This window comes from Streptomyces sp. NPDC005485, assembly GCF_040606085.1.
Classification (GTDB): Bacteria; Actinomycetota; Actinomycetes; order Streptomycetales; family Streptomycetaceae; genus Streptomyces.
In genome coordinates, this window is the sequence record NZ_JBEXDZ010000326.1 from 1 (window position 1) to 1441 (window position 1441).

At 74.0% G+C, this 1441-nt stretch carries 1 protein-coding gene; it reads left to right on the forward strand.

Going from position 1 to position 1441, the window contains the following annotated elements:
• A partial coding sequence (locus ABZS97_RS43980; RefSeq protein ID WP_356149732.1) for a PQQ-binding-like beta-propeller repeat protein occupies positions 1–1283 on the forward strand: 1283 nt, incomplete at its 5' end.
• Between the last annotated feature and the right edge of the window lie 158 nt (positions 1284–1441).

A 1441-nucleotide genomic window follows, 5' to 3' on the forward strand; every position in this document is an offset into this window, starting at 1 on the left:
GCGTCGACGGGCCGCCCCCCCGCCGCGGCCGCGCCCGCCGACGGCTGGTGATCGCCGCCGCCGCGGGCGCCGTACTGCTCGCCGCCACCGCCTCGGTCGCGGTCGTACGGCTCAGCGGCGACGACCCCGTCCGCAGCGACCTGCCCGCCGGCTGGACGGAATGGCACGCGGCGGCGAAGGGCTCCGGCGACGCCACCGGCACGTTCAGCAACTGCGGCGCCGTCGGTACGTCCCTGGTGTGCGCCGGGGACGACGTCAAGGCGGCCCGCTTCTCCCTGGCCACGGGCAAGGGCACCTGGAGCCTGCCGGTGGACTCCACTCCCGACGACTCCAGCAGCAGCGAGGGCTCGGTCCTCGGCACGCACCGCGGCCGCGTCTACGTCTACGCGAACGACGAGGCCGGCACGGACAAGGAGACCGAGCTCCCGGCCTCCCGCTACTCCGTCCAGTCACTGAACCCCGTCACCGGCAAGGTGGCCTGGAAGACGCGTACGGGTGACGGCGGCAACGCCACCGCCCCGGACCTCGCCCAGGGCGGCGCCGTGACCCTCCCCGAGGGCATCGTGGCCGTCTACGGCAACAGCGGACGGTCGTACGCCCTGCTGGACGCGGACACCGGCAAGGTCCGCTGGAAGCAGCCCATGCCCGCGGGCGGGGAGTACTGCGTCCTGGGCGCCGCCGCACACCGCGCCTACCTGCTCTGCCAGACCGAGAGCATGGACAGGACCAGCCTCTACGCCCTCGACAACGCCACCGGCAGGCGCCGGTGGTCCGTCAGCCTCAAGGGATCGCTCGGTTTCCTCGGCCAGGACGGGAGCCGCCTGATCCTGGCGCCCGCGGACGGCGACGTCGCGTACCGCGACCTCACGACCGTGGACATCACCACCCACCGGCTCCTGCGGATCCCGCTCAGCGGCCCCCAGCCCGCCGGCGCCACCCTTCACCTCACCGGCGGCACCCTCTACTTCTCCCTCAACAACGGCAGCATCCGCGCCGTCTCGCCCCGGACCGGACGGCAGAGCTGGGAGGGCAACTCGACCGTGGAGTACCCGGGCCCGCCCCTGGCCACCACCACCCACCTCTACGTCGCCTCCCCCAGCGGCCGCCTCGCCGCCATGGACCTGCGCACCGGCAAGGTCGACGCCACCCGCCCCGGCCGCGACGAGGCGAACGGCCCCCTCGGCCTCTCCCAGACGGGCGCCCCGCTCCTGCGAAAGGGCGACGCCCTCTACGTCCCCTACGGCCGGCGCTCGGTGTACACGGTGGATGTGCGCCACCTGTAGGACGGCGGCGGGGCCGCATGCCGGGAGGGGACGGAGCCGTATGCCGGAGGGCGGGAAAAAACCTCCGGCCCGGTTCCGTCGTACCGGGCCGGAGGCGGTGGAGCGGGCGCCGGGCGACGAACCCGCGGAGCTAGTTTGGAAGACTAGTGCACGACCCT